Below are 20,516 nucleotides of genomic sequence, written 5' to 3' on the forward strand. Positions count from 1 at the left end.
CCCGCGCCACGGCGGCGGGGCTGCGGCTCGCGGCCTCCGCGAGCCGGTACGCGCCCCTACCGCTTGACCGCCACGCCCCCGTACATCGCGATGTCCCGGTCGCGCACCGGGGCGGCGTCCGCGTCGGGCCGCCAGTGGTGGACCAGCGTCACGCCCGGGTCGAGCAGCTCGTAGCCGTCGAAGAAGGCGAGCGTCTCCTCCCTGTCGCGGATCTGCAGCGGGATGCCCCGCGCGTTGTACTCACGGCCGACGCCTCCGACCCCCACCGGGTCGGTGTCACCGGTGAAGACGGTCAGGGCGAGGAAGCTGCCCGGGGCCAGCTCGTCCATGAACCGGCGCACGATGCCCTGCGGGTCGTCCTCGTCGAGGACGAAGTGGACGATCGCGATCAGCGAGAGCACCACCGGCTGCGACAGGTCCAGCACCTCGCGCAGCTCCGGTGCGCCGAGGATGGCGTCGGGGTCGCGCAGGTCGGCGTCGACGTAGCAGGTCCGGCCCTCCTCGGTGCTCGACATCAGGGCCCGGGCGTGGGTCAGCACGATCGGGTCGTTGTCGACGTAGGCGACCCGGGTCTCCGGTGCGATGCCCTGCGCGACCTCGTGCACATTGGGGGAGGTCGGGATGCCCGTCCCGATGTCCAGGAACTGGCGGACCCCGTGCTCCTCCACCAGGTTGCGGACCACCCGTTGCATGAAGGTCCGGGTGGTGCGCATCGAGACCGGCAGTGCGGGCCAGGCGTTCACCGAGGCGTGGGCAGCCGTCCGGTCCGGCTCGAAGTTGGTCTTGCCGCCGATGAGGTAGTCGTAGACCCGGGCCGAGTGCGGCACGTCCATCCGCAGATCCACCGCCGGCCAGCGTTCCTCGCGCGGATTCCGTGACACCCAGCCCATGTTCGACATCGCTCGCCCCTCCCGATGACCCGCCGCCCCGGCACCGGCCGCCCCGGTGGCAGGCCGTGGTGCGCCGTCGTGCGCCGTGGTGCGCCACTGTGCGCCTTCGTGCGCATGGTAACGGTGACTCCCGCACAGGGGCTGTCAGTTCCGGGATCGGGGCATCGCTGCACGGCCGCGCCCCTGCGACGCCCGCACCGGGGGCGCGCCCACACCGGGCGAACCACTGACACCGCCCCCGCCGGCCCGCCACAATGACGGCATGACGCTGACCACCGCCGAGGCGGACACGATCCTCGCCGACAACTTCGCCCCCTGGGTGCAGGCGCTCGGCCTCTCGGTGACCGAGACCGGCCCGCGGCACGCCGTGCTGCGGCTGCCGTGGTCCGACCGACTGGCGCGCGAGGGCGGCGGGTTGTCCGGCCAGGCGCTGATGGCCGCCGCCGACACCGCGAGCGTCGTCGCGGTCTCCGCGGCGCTGGGCGGCTTCGGGCCGATGACCACCGTCCAGCAGTCGACCAGCTTCCAGCGGGCCGTCACCGGGCGGGCCGTCCTGGTGCACGCGCGTGTCACCAAGCTGGGGCGGCGGATCGCCTTCCTCGACATCACGCTGACCGCCGAGGGTGAGGACGAGCCCGCCGCCCACGCCACCACGGTGTACGCGCTGGCCGGTTGAGCCCTCCCGCCGGGCACGCGCCCCGCGGTTGCCGGCCCGCCGCCACCGGCCCGGCACCGCTACGCGCCCTGTGGCTGCTGCACCTCCGTCGACCTCGGGTTCTCCTCCGCGCAGACCGCCGAGACGAACTCCGCCAGCCGCGCCTGCGGCAGCCCCCGGGCGATGTCGGCCTCGCTGATCATCCCGACGAGCTCGTGCTCCGGGTGGTTGATCACCGGCAGCCGGCGCACCCGGTACTGCTCCATCACCCGCAGCACCTGCTCGGCGTCCTCGTCCGCCTCCACCGTCATCGGCCGTCCCTGGGCCAGTTCGCCCGCGGTGACCTCCGCCGGGTCGCGGCCCTCGGCGACGCACTTCAGCACGATGTCCCGGTCGGTGACGATGCCCAGCAGCTTCTGCCGCTCGCCGCAGATGGGCAGCGCCCCGACGTCGCGTTCCTTCATGATCCGCGCTGCGGTGGCGAGCGTCTCGTGCTCACGGATGCACTCCGCGCCCGGGTGCATGATGTCGCTGGCTCTGGTCATGATCGGCCTCCTGACGTGCCTGTCACTGCCGCTGCCGCTCACTCCATCGTGGTCCGGCCCCGCGGGTGCCGCCACCGGGCCCGCCGTGGCCCGCCAAGGCGGGCCCGACGGTTCGCACCGGACACCGACCCGTCGGGCGGGACCTAGACCGACGCCTCCGGGCGTCCCCCGTTCTGCGGAGGGTCGGCCGGCGGCTCCAGCGGCGAGTGCTCCAGCAGCTCCTCCAGCGGCGGCAGTTCGAGCTGCTCCACCGGCGGAAGCCGCGGCCCGTCCGCGACCGGACCGGCCGCCGCCTCCTCCTCCCCGCCCCCGTCCCCCTTCGCGGCCGACTGCCGCTGCACCTCGGCGGCGCTGTCCAGGAACCGCAGCAGCTCGACCGGGAACGGCAGCACCAGCGTCGAGTTCTTCTCCGCCGCCACCTCCACCACGGTCTGCAGCAGCCGCAGTTGGAGCGCCGCCGGGGTCGCGCTCATCACCGCCGCCGCCTCCGACAGGCGCGCCGACGCCTGGTACTCGCCGTCCGCCGTGATGATCCGCGCGCGGCGCTCCCGCTCGGCCTCCGCCTGCCGGGACATCGAGCGCTTCATCGACTCCGGCAGGGCGACGTCCTTGATCTCCACCCGGTCGATCTCGATGCCCCAGCCGAGCGCGGGGCTGTCGATCATCAACTCCAGGCCCTGGTTGATCGGCTCGCGGTTGGCCAGCAGGTCGTCCAGCTCGCTCTTGCCGATGATCGACCGCAGCGAGGTCTGCGCGACCTGCGAGATCGCGAAGTTGTAGTCCTGCACGTTGACGGTCGCCCTCACCGGGTCCTCCACCCGGAAGTAGACGACCGCGTCCACCCGCACGGTCACGTTGTCGCGGGTGATGCCCTCCTGCGCGGGGATCGGCATCGTCACGATCTGCACGTTCACCTTGCGCAGCCGGTCGGCCAGGGGCATCAGCATCACCAGCCCCGGATCCCGCACCTGGTCGCGCACCTTGCCGAAGCGGAACACCACGCCGCGCTGGAACTGCTGGACCACCCGGAGGCTCAGCCCGGCCACCACGGCCGCCAGCAGGATCACAGCGACAATGACTCCCACGACCACATCGACGCCCATCACGGCCTCCTCGCGCGCACCGGCGAGTCCCGGCGTCGCCGGCCCGGCCCAGCCGGTGGCCGCCGGAGCAGCTGATTCCACGCTACGCCTGCGCGGGCCCCGCCGGAACGCGCGGACTCCGCAGCCGTGGCGGCCCTAGCCCTAGGATCGGGCCCATGCCCCAGCCCGCCGACGAAGGCCCGGCCGCCGATCCCGACGACCCGCGCCACCCCGCCGCGGCCGCCGCCCGGGCCGACGGGCTGGCCGCGCTCGACCGGGTGGTCACCGGCTGCCGCGCCTGCCCGCGCCTGGTCCGGTGGCGCGAGGAGACCGCCCGCACCAAGCGCCGCGCCTACCTCGACTGGGACTACTGGGCCCGCCCGATCCCCGGCTTCGGCCCGCCCGACGCCCCGCTCGTCCTGGTCGGCCTCGCCCCCGCCGCCCACGGCGCCAACCGCACCGGCCGGATCTTCACCGGCGACCCCTCCGGCGACCTCCTCTACGCCGCCCTGCACCGGCTCGGCCTGGCCAACCGCCCCGAGTCCGTCCGGTACGGCGACGGGCTGCGCCTGCACGGCGTCCGGATCACCGACCCGGTCCGCTGCGCGCCGCCGGACAACAAGCCGACCACCGGCGAACGCGACACCTGCCGCCCGTGGATCGTCCGCGAGCTGGAGCTGCTGCGGCCCACCGTCCGGACGGTGGTCGGGCTCGGCGGCTTCGCCTGGCAGGCGCTGCTGCCCGCGGTCGAGGCCGCCGGCTGGCAGCTCCCCCGCCCGCGGCCCGCCTTCGGCCACGGCGCCCACGTCACCCTGCCGGCCCGCGACGGCGGCCCGCCGCTGGAGCTGTACGGGTGCTACCACGTCAGCCCGCGCAACACGAACACCGGCCGGCTGACCACCCCGATGCTGCGCGACCTGCTCCGCACCGCCGCCCGCTCGGCGGGGCTCGCCCCGCGCGAGGAGGAGTGACGGGCTCAGCCGAACCGCGCCGGCGTCCGCTTCTCCGCGCGGGCCCAGACCACCGGAAGCTCCCGCCGCGCCGCCTCGGCGGCCGCCAGCTCCTGCGCGTACAACACGCCGTACCCGAACGTCTCGCCGGAATCCTCCGCCTGCTCCCGCAGGGCCGCCGCCGCGACCACCGCGTCCTGGTGCTCGCCGAGCACGTCCTGCACCGCCTTCATCCGCTCGACGTACCCCTCCGCCGCCCGGCCGCCCACCGGCATCGCCGTCTCCCCCGCGTACCGGGCCCGCTTCGCCGCCTTCCGGGCGTCGTGGAGCGCCTCGTCCCGGACCTGCGCGGTGCCGTCGTGCTCGGCGGCCAGCGCCCGCCGCACCCGCTCCGCCGTCCGCCGCTGCTCCCGCGCGGCGACCCTGGCCAGCTCCCGCCCGGCGGCCCGCTCCGCCCGCCCGCGCAGCGGCGGTTCGGCCAGCAGCGCGGCCAGGCCGTCCGCCAGGGCGCGCCGCCGCGGACTGTCCAGCGCCGCCACCACCTCGGGCCGGACCCGCCGGTACTCGGCCCGCCCCCACCGCTCCACCTCGGCCGCCACCCGCTCCGGGCCGCACGCCGCCGGCAGCTCCCGTGCCCGCGCCACCAGCCGCTCCCGCAGGACCTCCCGGTCCCGGGCCCGCCCGAGCGCCGCTCCCAGCCAGCGCAGCTCGGCCACCAGCACGTCGGTCGCCCCGGCGGCGAACAGCCTCCGGTACGTCCGCAGCGCGCTGCGCAGCCGCCGGCAGGCCACCCGCATCCGGTGCACCGCGTCCGGCTCGTCCGCCCGCACGGCATCGTCCAGTCCGCCCAGCACGGCGGCCTGCGCCCCGATCCGGTCGAGCAGTACCGCACCGACCGTGGGACCGTCTGCGCCCACGCGCACTCACCCCCTCGTCGGGGCCTCCGGGACGCCTTCCAGGCTAGGTCCTCCGCCGGGCCCCGGCAGCTCCCCGAACCCGTCCCGCCGGTGAACCCCGCGCCCCCGGCCCGCGAACGGACGGCCGCCGCGGGGCAATGCCCGCGGCCGCTGCCCGCCGGCCCCCGACGCACCCTCGTGCGGGATGTAAGCGCCGTGGCATACTCCGGGGCGTGACGACTTCCACCCCGGCGACGAGGGCCCTGCGGGCCGCGGTGTTCACCGCGCTCGCCGTGCCGCTGTCCGCGCTGGGCCAGGTCGTCATCACCGGTCGCCCGCTGCCGCTGACCCTGGTGGCCGCCGCGACCGTCGTCGTCTTCCTGGTGGCGGGCGTGCTGGCCGGCGGGGAGCGGCGGCTGCTGCACATCTCGGCCGTGCTGGTCCCGGTCGAGCTGCTGCTCAACACGACCTTCAACCTGGGACAGGCCGGCTGTGGGCCGGTGCTCGGGGCGGACCACGTCCCCGCGCGCGGCGTGAACCTGCTGGTGTGCGGCGGCGGCTCGGTGGACGGGTCGCTGTTCTCCGGGCAGTTCGGGCATGCCGGGCCGGTCGCGCCGGCGGTGACCCAGCTGCTGGTCCTGCTGGTCCACCTGCTGGTGGCGCTGGCCGCGGCCGCGTGGCTGCGGCTGGGCGACGCCGCCCTGTCCGGTCTGGCCCGGGCGCTGCGGGCACTGCGCCAGTCGGTGGCGGCCCCGCTGCGGGCGCTGCTCCTGCTGCTGGCGCCGGTGCCGGTCCGCCCGGTGCTGCGGGTACCGCTGCCCGCCTCGGACCGCCCGCGGCCGCGCCGCGAGGCCGTGGTGCTCAGCCCGGCGCCCCGGCGCGGTCCGCCGCTTCTCGCGCCTGCCTGCTGACGCCCCGCGTCCGTCACCCCGCTGCCCGGCAGCGGCCGACGCCGCCCGCGCAGGCAGTGCGCACAACTCCCGCGTTCACCGACCGAGCCCCCTCGTCCCCGCGCACGTGCCGGCGCCCAGCGCCGCCGCCGCGACGAGGCGGGCACCCCGCGCGCCCGCGCGCCGCGTACAGGAGTTGACCCACCATGGCCCAGCCCACCGACAAGCCCACCCGTAAGCAGTCCGAGAAGATCAGCGCCCGCCAGCGGATCCAGGAGGCGCAGCGCCTGGAGCAGCTGGCCGCCAAGCGCCGGCAGCGGATCGTGGTCGCCGTCTCGATCGTCGCCGTGCTCGCCCTGGCGGGCGGGACGGTGCTGGCGATCACCGCGGCGGGCGGCGACAAGTCGTCCGCCTCCGACACCGCGGCGGCGGCCGAGCCGACCGCGCTGGTCGTCCCGGCCAACGCCGGCGGCCCGGACGGCACGGTGATCACCTACGGCAAGGCGGACGCCGCGCACACCCTGCAGGTCTTCGAGGACTTCCGCTGCCCGGTCTGCAAGAACTTCGAGGCGACCAACGGCGACACCGTCAGGAAGCTGGCGGACGACGGCACGGTCAAGGTGGAGTACCACCTGGCCGCGTTCCTGGACAAGAACCTCGGCGGCAAGGGCTCGCGCACCGCGCTGGCCGCCGTCGGGGCCGCGCTGAACGAGGGCGTGGACAAGTTCAAGCAGTTCCACGACGTGCTGTACGCCAACCAGCCGGACGAGCGCGAGGACGGCTTCGGCAACGTCAACCACCTGCTGGACCTGGCCGACAAGGTGCCGGGCCTGAAGACGGACGCCTTCGTCAAGGCGGTCACCGACCGCACCTACGCGCCGTGGGCGGCGAAGGTGGCGGACGCGTTCAACGACAGCGGGGTGACGGGCACGCCGACGGTGAAGATGGACGGCAAGCCGATCACCCTGTTCAGCGGGAACCGCGCGGTGACGCCGGAGCAGTTCACCACGCAGGTGAAGCAGGCCGCGGGCTTGCAGTGAGCACCACCGGCCCGGCCGACACCCCGGCCGGGCCGGCCCTTCTCACCCACCGGAGTGCTCTGCCATGACCGCCCCGACCGCCGTGAACCCCGTGAACCCCTCCCGCCCCGCCGTCACCGAAGCCGCCCCGCCGGGCGGCTCCGCGGTCGGCGCGGGCCGGGTGTACTCCCTGTTCGTCCTCCTCGGTGCGCTGATCGGGCTGGCCGCCTCGGCCGTCCTGACCTTCGACAAGCTCCGCATCCTGGAAGACCCGTCGTACATCCCCAGTTGCAATCTCAATCCGGTGATCAGCTGCGGTTCGGTGATGCGCACCGAGCAGGCCGGGGTCTTCGGTTTCCCGAACCCGCTGATCGGCCTTGCGGCGTTCGGCGCGCTGGCGGCGGTCGGCGCCGGGCTGCTGGCCGGCGCCGCGTACCGGCGCTGGTTCTGGCTGGGCGTGCAGGCGGGCACCGTGCTCGGCGTCGTCTTCGTGCACTGGCTCATCGACCAGACGCTGTACGAGATCGGCGCGCTCTGCCCGTACTGCGTGGTGGTCTGGGTGACGGTGGTGGCGCTGTTCTGGTACACGACGCTGCACAACCTGCGGACCGGCGTGATCCCGGTCGGGCCGCGGCTCCAGGTGGTCGTGCGCGAGGCCGCCCGCTACCACTGGGCGGTGCCGGTGCTGTGGACGGCGGTGATCGCGCTGCTGATCCTCAACCGGTTCTGGTATTACTGGTCCACCCTGATCTGACCGTTGGTCACCCCGTCGCCGGGCACCGTCGTGTCCGGCGGCGGGCTGCTCAGCCGAAGACGGCACGGCGGAAGGCGTTGCGCAGGTCGGTGAGCGGCTGGAACTCGCGGTCGTAGTGGACCTTGTTGGTGAGCAGCAGCGCCCAGCGGCCGAGCCGGCGGGAGACCCAGATCCCGGTGCCGGTGAATCCGTAGTGGACGAAGGTGCCCTCGGCCGGGTCGGTGCCGGCGGCGCAGAGCCAGGAGAGGCCGCGGGCGGGGGCCAGCCCGCCGGTCTGTTCGCGCAGCGATTCGGCGATCCAGGCGCCGCCCCAGGGCAGTGCGCCCGGCGGGTCGAGCAGCGCGGTGAGGAACCGTTCGAGGTCACGGGCGGTGGAGAAGACGCCGGCGTTGCCGGAGACACCGCCGAGCAGCCGGGCCGACGGGTCGTGGACGACGCCGCGCAGCACGGCGCCGGCCACCTCCTCGTGCTCGGTGGGCGCGGTGCGGGCGGTCTCGGCGGGGCCGAGCGGGCCGTACCGGGTGTCGGTCATGCCGAGCGGCCGCCAGACCTGCCGCTCGGCGAGGGCGTCGAGCGGGGTGCCGGCCAGTGACTCGACGAGGTGGCCGAGGAGGACGGCGGCCCGGTCGGTGTACTCGACGGCGGTGCCGGGCGGGCGGTGCAGCGGGGCGGAGAGCACCCCGGCCAGGATCGTCGCCCGGTCGCGCCCGTAGAGCTCGGCGAACCGGGTGCGCAGCGGCATCCCCGCGGTGTGGGTGAGCAGTTGGCGGGCCGTCACGACACCGGTCGGGCGGCCGGCGGCGGCCGGCCAGTAGTCGCCGAGGGGCCGGTCGAGCGGGAGCCGGCCGGCCTGCCGGAGGGCCCCGGCGCAGGGCCAGAGTGCGACGATCTTGGTGATGCTGGCCAGGTCGAAGAGGGTGTCGGGCCCCATCGCCAGGCGCCCGTACGGGCCTTGGCCGAGGGCGCCGGTGCTGCCGCCGCCACGCCGGCCGGCGGCGTCGCCGACGGCCCAGACCGCGCCGGAGCCGACCGCGCGCAGCCCGTCCGCGACCAGCCGCTCCAACTCCCCGCCGGGGGCGGCCAGAACGGGGAGCGGGGCCGGGGCCGGCAGCGGGACGGGAGGTGTGCTCGCCCGCTTCGGCTCGTCCATGCCCTGCTCCCGCCCCCGCGGCCGCCCGCCGGCCGGCCGGTCCGCCGGGAGCCTACCCAGCGGGCGCCCGGTCAGACGGCGGGCGCGCCGCCGAACTCCTTGCCGAGGCAGATGCTCTGCGGGTGGTCACGGTAGATACCGAACTTCCGGATCGGCTCGTACCCCTCGGAGGTGTAGAGCGCGACCGCCTCGGGCTGCTCGGTGCCCGTCTCCAGGACGATCCTGGTCCGCCCGGCCTCGGCGGCGGTCCGCTCCAGGCGGCCCAGCACCGCCCGGGCCAGGCCCCGGCCGCGCGCGGCCGGCACGACGAACATCCGCTTCAGTTCGGCGTCGCCGTCCCGCACGCCGTGCGGGTCGGCCGTCTTGGCCCGCCAGCCGCCGCAGGCGACCGGCTCGCCGGCGAGGTAGGCGACCAGGAAGAGCCCGGCCGGCGGCTCGAAGTCGTCCGGGTGCAGCATGGTGAGGTCTCCGTCGCCGTAGCGGCGGACGTACTCCTCCTGCACCTCGGCCGAGAGGCGCTGGGCGTCCGGGTGGCCGTAGCCGGTGACGCGGATCTCGATGCTGTCGCCCTTGCTGTCCTGCAGGACGGCCGTCTCCGTGATGCTCTCCATGGTTGAAAAGCCTACGACCTGCGGTCAGCGGCCCTCGAACCGGGCGACCAGCTCGTCCTTGCCGAACATCCGGGCGGTGTCGACGGCGGACGGGGTGCCGGCCCCGGGGTCGGCGCCGCCGTCCAGCAGCACGGCGAGCACGTCCTCGGCGCCCTTGAAGACGGCGCCGGCCAGCGGGGTCTGGCCGCGGTCGTTGGCCCGGTTCGGGTCGGCGCCGCGCTCCAGCAGGGCGGCCACGCTGCCCGCGTGCCCGTGGTAGGCGGCGAGCATCAGCAGGGTGTCGCCGCGGTCGTTGGTGAGGTCGGCGGGCGCGCCGGCGTCGACGTACGCGGCGAGGGTGGCGGAGTCCCCGGCCCGGGCGGCGTCGAAGAGCTTCCCGGCGAGCGCGATCACCTCGGCGTCGGGGGCGTCGGCGGGCTGCTGGCTGGCGGCGTCGGTCATGGCGGGCCTCTCTGGCTGTGTGGGCGGGGCGCCCCGCCCACAGGGCGTCCTGCGGCCGGGCGTCCTGCGGGTCTGATCCTGCGGGGGTGGTCGTGCAGGTCGCAGGTCTGGTCCTGCGGGGGTGGTCGCGCCTGTCGCACCGTAACGGCCGGACGGGGCGTGATCCAGCCGGTGTCCGGATTCCGGATCACCGGCCGGTGCGGCATTCCCGGCACGACACACGGGCGGGAAGGTTGCGCAGCCGTTCGGGCGAACTTCCCGCCACCCCCGGACGCTTCCCGCCCGCACACCGGGAATGCCTCGCCGCGCCGGGAGGGAGCGGCGGACGGCCCCACCGAGGGCGGTTCGCATACCTCCGCCCGGCGCCCCGCCCGGTATTGCCCGGGAGAACCACCCATTTGCGCCGTTCCATCATCTATTACTTTTTGTCACGATTAGGGCACATTCCGTGACACTGTCCCTGTCCCCCTCCCCGAGGAGCAGACCGTGATCCTCTCGATTTCCGGCATCGTCCTGTTCGGCACCATCGCCTTTCTCTTCTTCCGCAGGGACGGACTAAAGCCCTCCCACGCGATCGTCTGCGCCCTCCTCGGCTTCTACATCGCCGGATCCTCGATCGCCCCCAGCATCACCGCGGGCGGCGCGAGCCTGGCGAGCCTGCTCGGCGGCCTCAAGTTCTAGGGCTCGTCCGACGATTCGCGCCGCCTCAGCGCGGCGGGAATCGTCGGACGCCCCCCAGCCACCGGCACGCCGTCCGACGGCCGGCCCCGGGCCCGGGTGCGGATCCCACCGCCCCGGGCCCCGGCGTACCGCCCGCCGGACCGAACCTCCTCAACCCGACCGTCCCACTCGCCCGGGGAGCCAAGGAATGCCGCTCAACCGCCACCTCAGCAAGGGCCGCGACATGGCCCGCACAGCCGGCGACCACGCCTCCGACATGTTCGCGCCGCTCACCGTCATCGGGCGCGGCCTGCGCCACCACGTCGGCTGGGCCAAGGGCCGCTGGCTGGCCACCCCGAAGGAGCGGCGCGGGCCGACGGTCTTCCTGGTCGCCGCGATGCTGCTCGGCATCTACCTGCTGCCGCACGGACTGCTCTTCGCCCTGGTGGCCCTGATGGCCAGCGCCGCCTGGGTGGGCCGGGCCCCCAAGGCACCGTCCGCCCCGCCCGAGCCGGACGTCGCCGACACCAAGCTCTCCGCCCTCTACGCGGCGCTCACCCCGTACCTGGCCGCACCGGAGGACCTCAACCCGCTCTACCACCACGAGCGCGGCTACAAGGACGCCTTCCGCGCCTGGGAGTTCGACGGCGAGGGCCGGCTCTCCCGGCTGGAGCTGGATTATCCGGCGTACTTCACCGACACCGAGCCGGCCGCCCGGGCCCGGATCGAGCAGGTCGTCCAGGGCAAGGCGGGCCGGGCCCGGGAGTACCGCTTCGACTGGGACGAGGAGTCCAACAAGCTGCGGATCGCCGCGCTGCCCCCGCTGTCCACCGACATCGCGGCCCAGCGCTTCGTCGCCGCGCCCGGCGAGATCGTGCTCGGCTTCACCGACGAGGACGGCAGCGCCCGCACCATCCCGGTCGGCCAGGGCGGGGCGATCACCCAGCAGCCGCCCGTGGTCTGGCGCACCGGCCCGCGCTCCGCGGAGCCGCACCTGCTGGCGCTCGGCGTGGCCGGCTACGGGACGTCCAGCCTGATTCGCTCGATCGCACTCCAGGCGCTCCCCTTCGGCGACCTCGTGGTGATCGACGGCGCCGGCACCGGCGAGCACGCCTGCCTGGTCAACCGGCCCGGCGTGCACACGGTGGAGACCAGCCTGCACGGCGCGCTGGCCGCGCTGGAGTGGGCCACCCAGGAGACCGAGCGCCGGCTGGCCGCGCTGAACGCCTCCCGGCACGCCGGGTCGGCGCCGCCGGAGGACGTCACCCGGCCGCTCTGGCTGCTGCTCGACCACCCGACCGAGCTGAGCGAGCTGGCCCACGCCGAGGGCCGCCCGGACCCGCAGGACCTGCTGGAGCTGCCGCTGCGGCACGGCCGGGCCGCCCGGGTCACGGTGGTGATCGCCGACGACGTGGAGGCGCGCCACCGGATCACCCCGACCGTCCGGGCCACCACCCGGGCCCGGGTGCTGCTCGGCCCGGCCGGCCCCGAGGAGGGCTTCGCCGCGCTCGGCGCGCCGCTGGACATCGTTCCCGCCGCGCACGCCCCCGCGGGGCGCGGCTACGCCCGGATCGGCAACAGCGCGCCCGTCCGGCTCCAGGTGCCGGCCACCGTCGACCCCCTGGACGAGGAGGCGCCCGCCCAACTGCGCGAGGCGGTGATCGCCCTGCTGCCGCACCGGGACACCCGGACGGAGGCGGCCGCCCCGGTGGACGTACCGCCCCGCCCCGCCGGTCCGCCCCCGATGCCGCCGGCTGACGCCGGGGCCCGGCCGGGCGTCGATCTGGGCAAGGAGCACACCCCCCTCCGCTTCCGTCCGCTCGCCTGATCGGGCGGCCGTACGCGGGGGCGGCGCCCCGCCCGGCGGGTCGTCCCGGTACGCTCGTCCCGGAAAGGCCGACCGATCACCAGATGTGAAATAGGTGACACCTGGGGTGATATCACCGGCCAGATGTGACAAATCGGGCGCCGGTGGGTACAAACAGGGGCGGCACGACAGACGACGCATGTCCCGGGACGGGAATCTTCGTCGGAAGCCGAGCGTTGACCGAACGACGAAGAACAGCGACCACTAGTCCTGTGGGCCATAAGCCCGGGAGGCACGATTCATGAGCGAGCGAGCTCTCCGCGGCACGCGACTCGGGGCCACTAGCTACGAGACCGACCGTGGTATCGATCTGGCTCCCCGCCAGACCGTCGAGTACGCATGTCAGAACGGACACCGATTCGAGGTTCCTTTCTCGGTCGAGGCGGAGATCCCGTCCGCCTGGGAATGCCGCTTCTGCGGCCAGGAAGCCGTACTTCTCGACGGTGACGAGCCGGAGGAGAAGAAGACCAAGCCCACGCGCACCCATTGGGACATGCTGATGGAGCGCCGGACGCGCGAGGAGCTGGAGGAGGTGCTGGCCGAGCGGCTGGCCGTGCTCCGCTCCGGAGGGATGAACCTCGCGGTACACCCGCGGGACACCCGTAAGAGCGCCTGACCCGGCCCCCGCCACCCGGCGGGAGCACGCGAAAAGGGACCCTGGCTTCCAGGGTCCCTTTCGCGTTGTCCGGCTTTCGCGTTGTCCGGGTCCCGGGTGCCGTACGGGTCCGTCGCGGGTCCGCTCTCGTGGGCCGGCCGCCGGTCGACGGACGGCCCACGAGCCGACGGCCGGCCCCGGGGGGTCAGCCCTTGATCGGCGGGCGGTAGGTGGTGTCGGGGCCCTGCGGACCGGCGTCGGGCTCGACCACCTCGCCCTGGATCACCTTGCCGTCCGGGCGGTGGATCCGCAGCTGCTCCTGCAGCCGCATCGCGTCCGCGAGCGGGTCCGCGCCCACCGCGGAGGTGCCGCGCAGCGCCTTGTCGGCGAAGCGGCGCCCGGCGGCCCGCCAGAGGGCCCGGGTGGGCGGGAACAGCAGCGTGAGCGCCAGGACGTCCGAGAGGAAGCCCGGCACGATCAGCAGCAGGCCGGCCAGCACGGTCAGGCTGGTGCCGGTCTGCGGCTGTTGCGACTTCGGGTCCCTGCTCTGGTCGATCGCCGCCGAGAACGCCTTCAGCCCGGCCCGCTTGATCAGCGAGCCGCCGATCAGCACTCCGGCGACGAGCAGCAGCACCACGGTCAGGCCGCCCAGCCACGAGCCCACCTGGACCAGCAGCCAGATCTCCAGCACCAGCCAGGCGGTGATCAGCAGCGGCACGATCCGCCTGAGCTTTCCGCGCGGGGCCGGACGGGCGGGGGCATCTTGCTGGGTCACGGTACGAATCCACTCCAAGCGGTGCTCTGCGCGCCGCACGGGAGATCCGGGCCGGCTACGGCACCACCCGGTCCAACGATTCGCCGGCGGCGGGTGTTCCGACCCGCCCCGAGCCGAAGGGCCCGCCGGGGCCGGAAGGGAGAAGGGCCGAGCCGCCGACGGTCGGCGGGCGCTGCGCCCGCCGACCGTCGGCGCCGGATCAGGAGGACCCGGAGGCGAGCGGGCGAGTCACCCGTCGGCGGCCGGCCAGCAGCGCCGCGCCGCAGGCCAGCAGGCCGCCGACGGCCAGCGTCCACTCCGGCACGGCGCCCACGCGGTCGGCCACCGTGGTGCCGTCGCGCAGCGGGACGACGGCGGAGAGCTCGGCGGCGGTCAGCTCCTCGGTCTGCTGCTGCACCGTGCCGTCGGGGGCGATGACGGCGCTGATGCCGCTGGTGGCGGCGATCAGCACGGCCCGGCCGTGCTCCACGGCGCGCAGCCGGGACATCGCGAGCTGCTGCTCGGGCTGGCCGGTCTTCGCGTAGGTGGCGTTGTTGGTCTGGACGACCAGCACCCGGGCGCCCTTGTCCACGGTGTCGCGGACGATCTCGTCGTAGGCCACCTCGAAGCAGATGACGTCGCCGATCTTCGCCGGGCCGAGCTGCATGACGCCGTTGTGGTCGCCGGGGTAGAAGTCGCGGGCGACCCGCTGGAGCCGGGTGATCACCTTCATCAGCTGGTCGCGGAACGGCACGTACTCGCCGAACGGCACCGGGTGCTGCTTGGTGTAGGAGGCGCCGGGGCCGGTCTTCGGGTCCCAGACGATGCCCTCGTTCTGGACGTGCTGCTCGTCCGGGCCGTCCACCAGGGTGCCGACCAGGGTGGGCACGCCGACCGCCCGCACGGCCGCGTCGATGCGCTGGTAGGCGAGCGGGTCGCTGAACGGGTCGAGGTCGGAGGAGTTCTCCGGCCAGATCACGATGTCCGGCTTCTCGACCTTGCCGGCCTTGATGTCGGCGGCGAGCTTCTCGGTGGCCGAGGCGTGGTTGTTGAGGACCATCATCGGGCGGCCGAGGAAGTCCATGCCGGGGTTGGGCACGTTGCCCTGGATCAGGGCGACCTTGACGGTGTCGGCCGCGGCGGTGGGCACCGGCACCAGGTAGCCGGCCAGCAGGGTGGCGACCGCGCCGAGCGCGGCCAGCGCGGCGGCCTTCGGGGCCCGGCGGGGGCCGCGCAGCCGCAGCGCCGCCCAGCCGAGGAGGGCGCCCGCCAGGGCGACGGCGAAGGTCACCAGCGGGGCGCCGCCGAGCGCGGCGAGCGGGGTGAACGGGGTGGCGGTGTTGGCGAAGGCCAGCCGGCCCCAGGGGAACCCGCCGAGCGGCAGCCGGTCACGTGCCCACTCCTGGGTGACCCAGAGGCAGGCCGCCCAGAGCGGCCAGCCGGGCAGCCGCGAGGTGAGCGCCAGGCCGGCGCCGAGCAGGGCCAGGAAGAGCGCCTCGATGACGGAGAGGCCGACGGTGGCGTCCCAGCCGACCACCCGCAGCCAGCTCAGCAGCAGCAGGAAGAACGGCAGCCCGAAGGCGAAGCCCGTCCAGGCGGCCTGCCGGACGGTGCGGCCCCGGGTGAGCAGCGAGAACGCGGCGACACCCACCAGCGAGAGCGGCCAGAGGTCGAACGGCGGGAAGGCGAGGGCCAGCAGCAGTCCGGCGAGCACGGCCAGCCCGGTGCGCGGCAGCCCGGCCCGGACCTTGGCGAGTACCCGTGCCCGCCGCCCGGGCGCGGGAGCCTCGTCGGGTGTCTCGGGCGCGGTCCCGGACCGCTCCTGGGTGACGGGCATGGCCACCGGCGCACCATCTCTCTCGGTGCCGCCTCGCGGAGGTACGGGGACGGCTGTTCGGACGCTGTCCGAAGAAGGTACCCCGGAACGTCACCTCACCGTGAGGTCGGGTGCACCGGGCCCGGCTCACCGCGGGAAGTAGCGGACCTCGCGCAGCGGCCAGGCCTCGGCGAGCCAGGCGGAGACCGTCCGGTGGAGCACGGCGTCCAGGTGGGCGCGGTCGGCGCGGACCCAGGAGCTGACCTTGGTGACGGACGGCTCCCCGCGGTCCGGGTAGATGTAGACGCAGCCGATGACGGCGTCCCCGGGGGTCTCCAGGACGGTGTAGGTGAAGCCGAAGCGCTTCTCGAAGTCGGCGGCGTGCCGGCGCAGGTCGGCGAGGTTCTGCTCCGGCGTCATGCCCTCGGCGGGCGGCCAGCTGCCCGTCCAGCCGGGGGTGGCGTGGATGTGGTCGATGCTCGACGTCCAGGCGGCGAGGTCGGAGGCGTTGTGCTGTTCGCCGAGGGGCTCCAGGCGGAACCCCTCGGCGGTGAGCGTGCGGGGGACGGTGAAGTCGGCGGGTACGAGATCGGTCATGTCGATCAACCTAGGGCCGACGGCGCCCCCGCATCATCCGGTTTTCACCCGGCGGCGAGGTGCACCGTGCGACCGCGGACGACGGTGCGCAGACAGCTGGGGAGGGGGCGGCCGGGGGTGAGGTCGGGCAGGCCGGGGGTGCCGGAGCGCGGGTCGGTGGACCAGCCGGCCACCCGGGAGTCGGGTGCCTGGACGACCAGCTCGTCGGCGGCCCAGACCGCGTAGCTGGCGACCGCACCCGGGACGAGGACGCCGTCCTGGTCGCGCCCGAGGGCCCGCCAGCCGCCGCGGGTGTGCGCGGTGAAGGCGGCCCGCACCGAGATCCGGTGCTCCGGGGTCCGGTGGAAGGCGGCCGCCCGGACGGTGCCCCAGGGGTCGAGCGGGGTGACCGGGGCGTCCGAGCCGAAGGCGAGCGGGACGCCGGCCCGCAGCAGCGCGGCGAAGGGGTTGAGGGCGGCGGCCCGCTCGGCCCCCAGGCGCTGGACGTACATGCCGTCCGGGCCGCCCCAGGTGGCGTCGAAGGCGGGCTGGACGGAGGCGGTGAGGCCCAGCTCGGCGAAGGCGGCGATCGACTTCTCGTCCAGCGCCTCGGCGTGCTCGACCCGGTGGCGCAGCGCCCGGACCCGGTCGGCGCCGACCCGCTCCCCGGCCGCCCGGACGCCGTCCAGGACGGCGGTCACCGCGGCGTCGCCGATGGCGTGGAAGCCGGCCTGGAGGCCCGCCTCGGTGCAGGCGGCGACGTGGTCGGCGACCTGCGCGGCGCTGAGGTAGGAGACGCCGGTGTGGTCGGCGTCGGCGTAGGCCGTGTGCAGGCAGGCCGTGTGCGAGCCGATCGCGCCGTCGACGAAGAGGTCGCCGCCGGCGCCCACCGCGCCGAGCCTGGCCGCCGTCTCGACACCGCTGCGGCCGGCGCCGCCCAACTCGCCCCAGTAGCCGAAGACTTCGGGGCCGCCACCCTCGGCGGCCAGGGCCAGCAGGGCGGTGAGGTCTTCCTCGGAGGAGATCTCCGGACCGGCACACTCGTGCAGCGAGCCGATGCCGAGTTCGGCGGCCCGGGCCAGGGCGGCGCGCTGGGCGCGGCGGCGCTGCTCGGCGGTGAGGTGGGCCAGCGCGGTCCGCCGGACGGCGTGGTGGGCGTCGCGGGTGAGCGGGCCGTCGGCGTCGTGGCCGGGCTGCTCGGCGAGGCCGGGGGTGAGGGCTCGCAGGGCGGTGGTGGCGAGCGCGGAGTGCACATCGGTGCGGGAGAGGTAGACGGCGGCGCCCCCGGCGGCGGCGTCCAGCTCGGCGAGGGTCGGCGGGCGGCCCTCCGGCCAGCCGGTCTCGTCCCAGCCGTGACCGATGAGCACACCACCGGGCTCGGCCGCGGCGGAGGACTCGGCGAAGGCGGTGACGGCGGCCAGGGCGGCGGCGAGCGTGGGGCTCCCGGTGAGGTCGAGGCCGGTGAGCGCCAGACCGGCGGAGGTGGCGTGCACGTGCGCGTCCACGAAGGCGGGGGTGACCAGCGCACCGTCCAGTTCGACGATCTCGTCCACGGTGTCGGCGTACGCCTCGGCGGCGCCGTCGCTGCCGACCCAGGCGACGTGCTCGCCCTCGACGAGCATCGCGGTGGCGAAGGGGTCGGCGGGGCTGTAGACGGCGCCGCCGCGCAGCAGGACGGTCCGGAGGGTGCGTTCGGTCATGGCCCTTAGTCTGCACCTCTCCGGACGTGCTCAGAGCTTCGGGGGCCGCGCCTCGTACGGGGTGGAGAGGACGACGGTGGTGCGGGTGGAGACGCCGGCCGCGCTGCGGATCCGGGCCAGCAGGTCCTCGAGGTCACCGGGGGCGCCGACACGGACCTTGAGGATGTAGTTCTCGTCCCCGGCGACGCTGTGGCAGGCCTCGATCTCGGGCAGCCCGGCGAGCCGCTCGGGGGTGTCGTCCGGGGCGCTCGGGTCGAAGGGCTTGACCGAGATGAACGCCGTCAGCGCCAGGTCGACGGAGTCCGGGTCGACGATCGCGGTGTAGCCACGGATCACCCCGCGCTGCTCCAGGCGCCGCACCCGCTGGTGCACCGCCGAGGTGGACAGGCCGGTGGCCTTGCCCAGGTCCGTGTAGCTCATCCGGCCGTCCTCGAGGAGCAGCTGAACGATGCGTTGGTCGAGATCCTCCACAAGGCGCAAACCTACCCCTTCGGGGGCGCGGGCCGCGCCACGGCCGGAGCGCGCGATGGCACGGGTGGTGGTGCCGGGTGCCGGGCGGGCACATGCCGGGCGAATGTGGCGAAGGACACACCCGGTGCATCACAGTGCACCGGGCTGCAGGGTTATGAGTCCGCGTCGCAGGGAAGTGCTGGTTGTGGCCCCGGGCGACCACGCCGGGCCCGATCCGAGGGGGATCACCATGCGTGCAACCGACCTGCGTTCGCCGAGCGCCGACGACACCCACGATATGACCGGCCGCGACGCTCTCGCGGTCCCCAACGGCCCCGCGCCGGGGGTGGACCCGGGCGAGGCCGACACCTGGGAGATCTTCCGCGTGCACTGCCCCGAGTGCCGCCGCCCGATCGCCCTCGTGGGCGACGAGGAGCGGCTGCCGCAGCACGCGGTGCTGCCGACCGCGTGGCACCCCTTCTCCCCCGCGCTCTGCCCTGGTTCGGGCGCGCCGACGGACGACCTGGCCGAGGTGGAGTCGGCCGAGGACGCCGAGACCGACGACCTGGAGGCGCTGCTGGCGCTGCCGGCCGAACTCGACTGGCGCACCCAACCGTTCTCGCACGCGGTGGCGCACCGCCCGGTGCAGGTGCCGGCCGTCGCTCCGGTGATCCCGCGGCAGCGCACCCGGCTCGCCCGGCGCTGACGGCGCACCAGACCCCGAGCCGCTGAGCCCCTGAGCCACCCCTGAGTCGGCCCTCCCCGCCGTCGGGGCCGACCGCCTGCCGGTCGGCGGCGGGCCCCGACGGGACATGCCTCCGGGCGTCACTCCGCACCCTGGAGTGACGCCCGGAGGCCGTTTCGGGGGGCTGCCCGGGGGCAGCCCGCAGGGCCGTCAGCCCTGGGTCAGGTGGCGGCCGATGACCAGCCGCTGGATCTGGTTGGTGCCCTCCACGATCTGCAGCACCTTGGCCTCGCGCATGTAGCGCTCGGCCGGGAAGTCCTGGGTGTAGCCGTAGCCGCCGAGCACCTGGACGGCGTCGGTGGTCACCCGCATCACCGTGTCGGTGCAGAACAGCTTCGCCATCGCCGCCTCCTTGGAGAACGGCCGGCCGGCGTCGCGCAGGCGTGCGGCGGAGAGGTAGAGCGCGCGCCCGGCCTCGATCTGGGTGGCCATGTCGGCGAGCATGAAGGACAGGCCCTGGAACTCCGCGATCGGCCGGCCGAACTGGCGGCGGGTGCGCGCGTAGTCGACGGCGAGGTCGAGAGCGGCCTGGGCCACGCCTATGGCGCAGGCGGCGATGCCGAGGCGGCCGGAGTCCAGGGCGGCGAGGGCGATCTGGAAGCCCTGGCCCTCGGCGCCGATCAGCCGCTCACGGGCCACCCGGGCGCCGTCGAAGTGCAGCTGGGCCGTCGGCGAGGAGCGCATGCCCATCTTGTGCTCCGGCGGGGCCGCCGAGAGGCCGGCCGTCGCACCAGGCACCAGCAGGCAGCTTATGCCGCGCGAGCCCGGCTCGCCGGTGCGCACCAGGGCGCTGTAGAAGTCGGCCTGCCCGCCGTGGGTGATCCACGCCTTGGTGCCGCTGACGACGTACTCCTCCCCGTCCAGGTCGGCGCGGGTGCGCAGCGCGGCGGCGTCGGAGCCGGACTGCGGCTCGGAGAGGCAGTAGGCGCCGAGCTGCTCGCCGGAGAGCATGCCGGGCAGCCAGGCGGCGCGCTGCTCGTCGGTGCCGAAGGTGGCCAGGGCGTGGCAGGAGAGGGTGTGCACGCTGACGCCGAGGCCGACGGCCAGCCAGCCGGCCGCCAGCTCCTCCAGGACCTGGAGGTACACCTCGTAGGGCTGGTCGCCGCCGCCGTACTTCTCCTCGTACGGGAGGGAGAGCAGGCCCGCCTCGCCGAGGGTGCGGAAGACCTCGCGCGGGAAGCGGCCGGCGGCCTCGTCCTCCGCCGCGCGCGGCTGGATCTCGCGCTGGACCAGGTCCCGGGTGAGGCTCAGCAGCTCCCGGGCCTCCTCGGTCGGCAGCTGGCGGTCCACGGCTTTCGCAGGGGAGGGGGTCATGGCGGCTGGTCGCCTCCTCGTTCGGGCGGCGGGCCCTGGTGTGGCGGGCCCGACGCGGGTGTGGCAGGTCGGCCCGACCGGCACCGGATTGCGGTGAACGGCCGTTCACATGCGTGGCGAAGTGAGTATGCCCGATCCCGGCGCTGCCGTCACGAG

At 74.9% G+C, this 20,516-nt stretch carries 22 protein-coding genes; 9 read left to right on the forward strand and 13 right to left on the reverse strand.

Annotated features, from left to right (window positions below):
• Window positions 1-56: 56 nt before the first annotated feature.
• Window positions 57-890 (reverse strand): SAM-dependent methyltransferase, encoded by an 834-nt coding sequence (locus ACZ3YO_RS03415; protein ID WP_465565195.1) that lies wholly within the window; start codon window positions 888-890, stop codon window positions 57-59.
• A 262-nt stretch (window positions 891-1,152) separates the two neighbouring features.
• Between ACZ3YO_RS03415 and ACZ3YO_RS03420 the strand changes: the two genes are divergently transcribed.
• Window positions 1,153-1,566: a PaaI family thioesterase gene (locus ACZ3YO_RS03420; RefSeq protein WP_465564271.1), complete on the forward strand. Its 414-nt coding sequence runs from the start codon at window positions 1,153-1,155 to the stop codon at window positions 1,564-1,566.
• A gap of 59 nt (window positions 1,567-1,625) precedes the next feature.
• Here the strand turns inward: ACZ3YO_RS03420 and ACZ3YO_RS03425 are convergent, their stop codons facing one another.
• Window positions 1,626-2,090, reverse strand: coding sequence for a CBS domain-containing protein (locus ACZ3YO_RS03425; RefSeq protein WP_465543671.1), 465 nt, complete (start codon window positions 2,088-2,090; stop codon window positions 1,626-1,628).
• A gap of 143 nt (window positions 2,091-2,233) precedes the next feature.
• Complete coding sequence (locus tag ACZ3YO_RS03430; RefSeq protein ID WP_465543673.1) at window positions 2,234-3,193, reverse strand: slipin family protein; 960 nt, start codon at window positions 3,191-3,193, stop codon at window positions 2,234-2,236.
• A 155-nt stretch (window positions 3,194-3,348) separates the two neighbouring features.
• Here ACZ3YO_RS03430 and ACZ3YO_RS03435 point away from each other — a divergent pair, with 155 nt between their 5' ends.
• A complete protein-coding gene (locus tag ACZ3YO_RS03435) occupies window positions 3,349-4,143 on the forward strand; it encodes a uracil-DNA glycosylase (protein WP_465564276.1) in 795 nt (264 codons plus the stop codon).
• Window positions 4,144-4,148: 5 nt separating this feature from the next.
• On the opposite strand, the gene ACZ3YO_RS03440 is transcribed toward ACZ3YO_RS03435, so the two are convergent.
• Window positions 4,149-5,039 carry a CHAD domain-containing protein gene (locus ACZ3YO_RS03440; protein WP_465564279.1) on the reverse strand — a complete coding sequence of 297 codons (891 nt, stop codon included), beginning with the start codon at window positions 5,037-5,039 and terminating at the stop codon, window positions 4,149-4,151.
• Between the two features lie 212 nt (window positions 5,040-5,251).
• Between ACZ3YO_RS03440 and ACZ3YO_RS03445 the strand changes: the two genes are divergently transcribed.
• The 3 genes from ACZ3YO_RS03445 to ACZ3YO_RS03455 all read left to right on the forward strand — a co-directional run bounded on the left by ACZ3YO_RS03445 (window position 5,252) and on the right by ACZ3YO_RS03455 (window position 7,681).
• The gene (locus ACZ3YO_RS03445) at window positions 5,252-5,929 is read left to right on the forward strand and encodes a hypothetical protein (RefSeq protein ID WP_465543679.1); all 678 of its coding nucleotides are present in this window, start codon (window positions 5,252-5,254) and stop codon (window positions 5,927-5,929) included.
• 185 nt (window positions 5,930-6,114) lie between these two features.
• Entirely contained in the window at window positions 6,115-6,948 is an 834-nt protein-coding gene (locus ACZ3YO_RS03450; RefSeq protein WP_465564282.1) for a DsbA family protein, read from the forward strand.
• A gap of 64 nt (window positions 6,949-7,012) precedes the next feature.
• A complete protein-coding gene (locus ACZ3YO_RS03455; RefSeq protein WP_465564285.1) occupies window positions 7,013-7,681 on the forward strand; it encodes a vitamin K epoxide reductase family protein in 669 nt (222 codons plus the stop codon).
• A gap of 49 nt (window positions 7,682-7,730) precedes the next feature.
• Here ACZ3YO_RS03455 and ACZ3YO_RS03460 read toward each other — a convergent pair whose 3' ends face one another.
• From ACZ3YO_RS03460 to ACZ3YO_RS03470, 3 genes are all read right to left on the reverse strand, one after another.
• Window positions 7,731-8,831 (reverse strand): serine hydrolase domain-containing protein, encoded by a 1,101-nt coding sequence (locus tag ACZ3YO_RS03460; protein ID WP_465564288.1) that lies wholly within the window; start codon window positions 8,829-8,831, stop codon window positions 7,731-7,733.
• A gap of 71 nt (window positions 8,832-8,902) precedes the next feature.
• Window positions 8,903-9,391 (reverse strand): GNAT family N-acetyltransferase, encoded by a 489-nt coding sequence (locus ACZ3YO_RS03465; RefSeq protein WP_465565198.1) that lies wholly within the window; start codon window positions 9,389-9,391, stop codon window positions 8,903-8,905.
• Window positions 9,392-9,466: 75 nt separating this feature from the next.
• Entirely contained in the window at window positions 9,467-9,883 is a 417-nt protein-coding gene (locus ACZ3YO_RS03470; RefSeq protein WP_465564291.1) for an ankyrin repeat domain-containing protein, read from the reverse strand.
• A gap of 486 nt (window positions 9,884-10,369) precedes the next feature.
• On the opposite strand from ACZ3YO_RS03470, the gene ACZ3YO_RS03475 reads away from it, so the two are divergent.
• The 3 genes from ACZ3YO_RS03475 to ACZ3YO_RS03485 all read left to right on the forward strand — a co-directional run bounded on the left by ACZ3YO_RS03475 (window position 10,370) and on the right by ACZ3YO_RS03485 (window position 13,026).
• Window positions 10,370-10,564, forward strand: coding sequence for a hypothetical protein (locus ACZ3YO_RS03475; RefSeq protein WP_396323929.1), 195 nt, complete (start codon window positions 10,370-10,372; stop codon window positions 10,562-10,564).
• 187 nt (window positions 10,565-10,751) lie between these two features.
• Entirely contained in the window at window positions 10,752-12,371 is a 1,620-nt protein-coding gene (locus ACZ3YO_RS03480; RefSeq protein ID WP_465564294.1) for a hypothetical protein, read from the forward strand.
• A 280-nt stretch (window positions 12,372-12,651) separates the two neighbouring features.
• Window positions 12,652-13,026 carry an RNA polymerase-binding protein RbpA gene (locus ACZ3YO_RS03485; protein WP_030396357.1) on the forward strand — a complete coding sequence of 125 codons (375 nt, stop codon included), beginning with the start codon at window positions 12,652-12,654 and terminating at the stop codon, window positions 13,024-13,026.
• 184 nt (window positions 13,027-13,210) lie between these two features.
• Here ACZ3YO_RS03485 and fxsA read toward each other — a convergent pair whose 3' ends face one another.
• From fxsA to ACZ3YO_RS03510, 5 genes are all read right to left on the reverse strand, one after another.
• Entirely contained in the window at window positions 13,211-13,780 is a 570-nt protein-coding gene (gene fxsA / locus ACZ3YO_RS03490; protein ID WP_465564297.1) for an FxsA family membrane protein, read from the reverse strand.
• 199 nt (window positions 13,781-13,979) lie between these two features.
• On the reverse strand, window positions 13,980-15,596 hold the full coding sequence (gene lnt / locus ACZ3YO_RS03495) for an apolipoprotein N-acyltransferase (protein WP_465564300.1): 1,617 nt from the start codon (window positions 15,594-15,596) through the stop codon (window positions 13,980-13,982).
• A gap of 126 nt (window positions 15,597-15,722) precedes the next feature.
• On the reverse strand, window positions 15,723-16,172 hold the full coding sequence (locus ACZ3YO_RS03500; protein WP_465564302.1) for a GNAT family N-acetyltransferase: 450 nt from the start codon (window positions 16,170-16,172) through the stop codon (window positions 15,723-15,725).
• A gap of 44 nt (window positions 16,173-16,216) precedes the next feature.
• A complete protein-coding gene (locus ACZ3YO_RS03505) occupies window positions 16,217-17,851 on the reverse strand; it encodes an amidohydrolase (protein ID WP_465564304.1) in 1,635 nt (544 codons plus the stop codon).
• A gap of 30 nt (window positions 17,852-17,881) precedes the next feature.
• Window positions 17,882-18,322 (reverse strand): Lrp/AsnC family transcriptional regulator, encoded by a 441-nt coding sequence (locus ACZ3YO_RS03510; protein WP_097238963.1) that lies wholly within the window; start codon window positions 18,320-18,322, stop codon window positions 17,882-17,884.
• A gap of 229 nt (window positions 18,323-18,551) precedes the next feature.
• Between ACZ3YO_RS03510 and ACZ3YO_RS03515 the strand changes: the two genes are divergently transcribed.
• A complete protein-coding gene (locus ACZ3YO_RS03515; protein WP_465543701.1) occupies window positions 18,552-19,007 on the forward strand; it encodes a hypothetical protein in 456 nt (151 codons plus the stop codon).
• Window positions 19,008-19,196: 189 nt separating this feature from the next.
• Here ACZ3YO_RS03515 and ACZ3YO_RS03520 read toward each other — a convergent pair whose 3' ends face one another.
• Entirely contained in the window at window positions 19,197-20,360 is a 1,164-nt protein-coding gene (locus ACZ3YO_RS03520; RefSeq protein WP_465564307.1) for an acyl-CoA dehydrogenase family protein, read from the reverse strand.
• Between the last annotated feature and the right edge of the window lie 156 nt (window positions 20,361-20,516).

Source organism: Kitasatospora sp. NPDC022785 (genome assembly GCF_055561295.1).